This window comes from Aquabacterium sp. UBA2148 (assembly GCF_002328915.1).
GTDB classification, from domain to species: Bacteria; Pseudomonadota; Gammaproteobacteria; order Burkholderiales; family Burkholderiaceae_C; genus Aquabacterium; species Aquabacterium parvum.
The window spans coordinates 2,843-5,668 of record NZ_DCXA01000126.1; the positions used below are offsets into that span (position 1 = coordinate 2,843).

A 2,826-nucleotide genomic window follows, 5' to 3' on the forward strand; every position below is an offset into this window, starting at 1 on the left:
CGCAGCTGTTCAAGCCCGAGTGGGTGCTGCCCACGGCGCCGGTGAGCGGCCCCAAGTCAGGGCAGGCGCCCGCTCGCGAGGCCTTGCCTGCAGCCCCCCGAGACCTCTCAGCCGTGCGCTATGAATGGGATGGCCGCCGCTGGTCGCTGGAAGACTTCCACGCACGCGGCTCGGTCAAGGCCCTGCTGGTGCTGCAAGACGGCAAGGTGGTCTACGAGCACCACCGCTGGCCCAACGGCCCGACCACGCTGCACCAGTCCTGGTCGATGATGAAGCAGGTGCTCTCGGCCCTGGTGGGCCTGGCCATCCAGCAAGGCCGCATCGCCTCGGTCGATGACCCGATGGACCGCTACGCCCCGGCGTTGGCCGCCAATGGCTTCAAGGGCGTGACCTTCAAGCAGGCGCTGATGATGAGCGCTGGCGTGCGCTATGTGGAAGAGGTCGACCGCGTGGCGATGTTCATGCAGGTCATCGCCAACCGCTTCACGGGTGGCCTGGCGGGCCACACCCTGGACCAGAAGGTGACCGAGCCCGCGCTGACCCGAGCCTTCGAGCCCGGCAGCAAGTACGAGTACGCCAGCATCGTGTCGCAGGCCATCGCGATGGCACTGGAGGGGGCGCAGGGCCAGCCGCTGCACCAAATTCTCAGCCGCGACATCTGGACCCCGCTGGGCATGCCCGACGATGCGCGCATCCTGACCGACGCCCAGGGCCGCGATTTCGCACTGTGCTGCCTTTACGCCACGGCGCGCAGCTACGCGGTGTTTGGCCAATGGTTCCTGCAAGACGGTGCCTGGCGCGGCCAGCAGTTGCTCAACGCCCAATGGGTGCAGGACGCCACGCGCGCCAGCGAGGGCAAATCATGGCGCTCCACGCAAGTGCCCCGCAAGGTCAAGACGCAGGAGCTGATGGGCTTTGGCTACCACTGGTGGCCGCTGGAGGGCGGTCGCGGTGACTTCATCGCCTTGGGCATCCAGGGGCAGATGATCCACGTCTCGCCCCAGCAGGGCGTGGTGGTCGTGCGCTTGAGCAATGATTACGTCGATGGCTATCACGGCGAAGAGGGCGTGGCCATGGCCCGCGCCGTGGCCGACTTCCTCAAGCCGCTGCGCTGAGCCCACGCTGATCCTCCGCACACGTCCGCCGCTCAAAGCGGCAAGGCGGTGCGGTCCACCACGCGCCTGAGCACGAAGCTGGTGTGCACGCCCGTCACGCCCTTGATCTGCGTGATGCGGTTGAGCAGCAGGTGCTGGTAGGCGTCCATGTCGCGCACCACCACCTTGAGCTGGTAGTCGGCCGTCTGGCCGGTGATGAGCAGGCACTCCAGCACCTCGGGGATGTCGCGGATGACTGCTTCGAGCGCTTGAAAGCGCTCGGGCGTGTGCTTGTCCATCGAGATGCCGATGAGCGCCATCAGCGACAGGCCGAGCTTGCGCGCGTCCAGCAGCGCGCGGTAGCCAGCGATCACGCCTGATTCTTCGAGCATGCGCACGCGGCGCAGGCAGGGCGAAGGCGACAGGCCGATGCGGTCGGCCAGGTCCTGGTTGCTGATGCGGCCGTCTTCCTGCAAGACGGCGAGGATCTGCTTGTCATGCTTGTCCAGGGTGTGTTCCATGGCGTGATTTTGGTTGTGTTGGCAATATTCTGCCAAACATGGTGGCATGCGTGCATGAATTTGGCAGCCTCTGCGGCAAGTGGCGCCATAAGATTCGCTCATCGGTCGCGGCAGATCGCCGAACGCACAAGCCGCACAGACCCAGAACCCAACCTCCACAAGAGACGCCCCATGCTTGCCAACCCGCAAACCAAGTACACCGCCTTCCCGCCCGTCGGCTTGAAAGATCGCACCTGGCCTGACCAGGTCATCAGCAAGCCCCCCGTGTGGATGAGCACCGACCTGCGTGACGGCAACCAGTCGCTCTTCGAGCCCATGAACTGCGAGAAAAAGCTGCGCATGTTCCAGACGCTCTGCGCCATCGGCTTCAAGGAAATCGAGGTGGCCTTCCCCTCGGCGTCGGACACCGACTTTGGCTTCGTGCGCAAGTTGATCGACGAAAACCTCATCCCCGAGGACGTGACCATCGAGGTGTTGACCCAGGCTCGCGAGCATTTGATTCGCCGCACGATGGAATCCGTGCGCGGCGCGAAGAAGGCCATCGTGCACGTCTACAACGCCACCTCCAAGCCCTTCCGCGACATCGTCTTCAACATGAGCCGCGATGAGGTGCGCGAGATGGCCGTGGCCGGCGTGAAGCTGGTGCGCGAGATCGCGGCCACCATGCCCGAAACCGAGATCCAGCTCGAATACAGCCCCGAGACCTTCACCGGCACCGAGCTCGACTTCGCCTTGGAGGTGTGCGACGCCGTGACCGCCGCCTGGGGCGCCACGCCCAACCGCAAGGTGATCTTGAACCTGCCGACCACGGTCGAGCTCACCACGCCCAACGTCTACGCCGACCAGATCGAGTGGATGCACCGCCACCTCGCACGCCGCGACAGCGTGATCTTGAGCCTGCACCCGCATAACGACCGCGGCACGGCCGTGGCTGCTGCCGAGCTGGGCCTGATGGCCGGCGCCGACCGCGTCGAAGGCTGCTTGTTCGGAAACGGCGAGCGCACCGGCAACGTCGACATCGTGACCCTGGCCCTGAACCTCTACACCCAGGGCGTGCACCCGGGGCTGGACTTCTCCGACATCAACGCCGTGGTGCGCACGGCCGAGCATTGCACGCAACTGCCCGTTCACCCACGTCACCCTTACGCGGGCGACCTGGTCTTCACCGCCTTCTCTGGCTCCCACCAGGACGCCATCAAGAAGGGCTTCGC

General features: G+C 65.5%; 3 protein-coding genes. 2 read left to right on the forward strand and 1 reads right to left on the reverse strand.

The window, feature by feature from the left end:
- Positions 1 to 1,115, forward strand: a 1,115-nt coding sequence (locus B2W70_RS06880) for a serine hydrolase domain-containing protein (protein WP_286744121.1), incomplete at its 5' end; no start/stop codon positions are given.
- A 32-nt stretch (positions 1,116 to 1,147) separates the two neighbouring features.
- On the opposite strand, the gene B2W70_RS06885 is transcribed toward B2W70_RS06880, so the two are convergent.
- Entirely contained in the window at positions 1,148 to 1,615 is a 468-nt protein-coding gene (locus tag B2W70_RS06885; RefSeq protein ID WP_286744124.1) for an Lrp/AsnC family transcriptional regulator, read from the reverse strand.
- A gap of 171 nt (positions 1,616 to 1,786) precedes the next feature.
- Here B2W70_RS06885 and B2W70_RS06890 point away from each other — a divergent pair.
- On the forward strand, positions 1,787 to 2,826 hold a 1,040-nt coding region (locus tag B2W70_RS06890), incomplete at its 3' end, for a 2-isopropylmalate synthase (protein WP_286744126.1).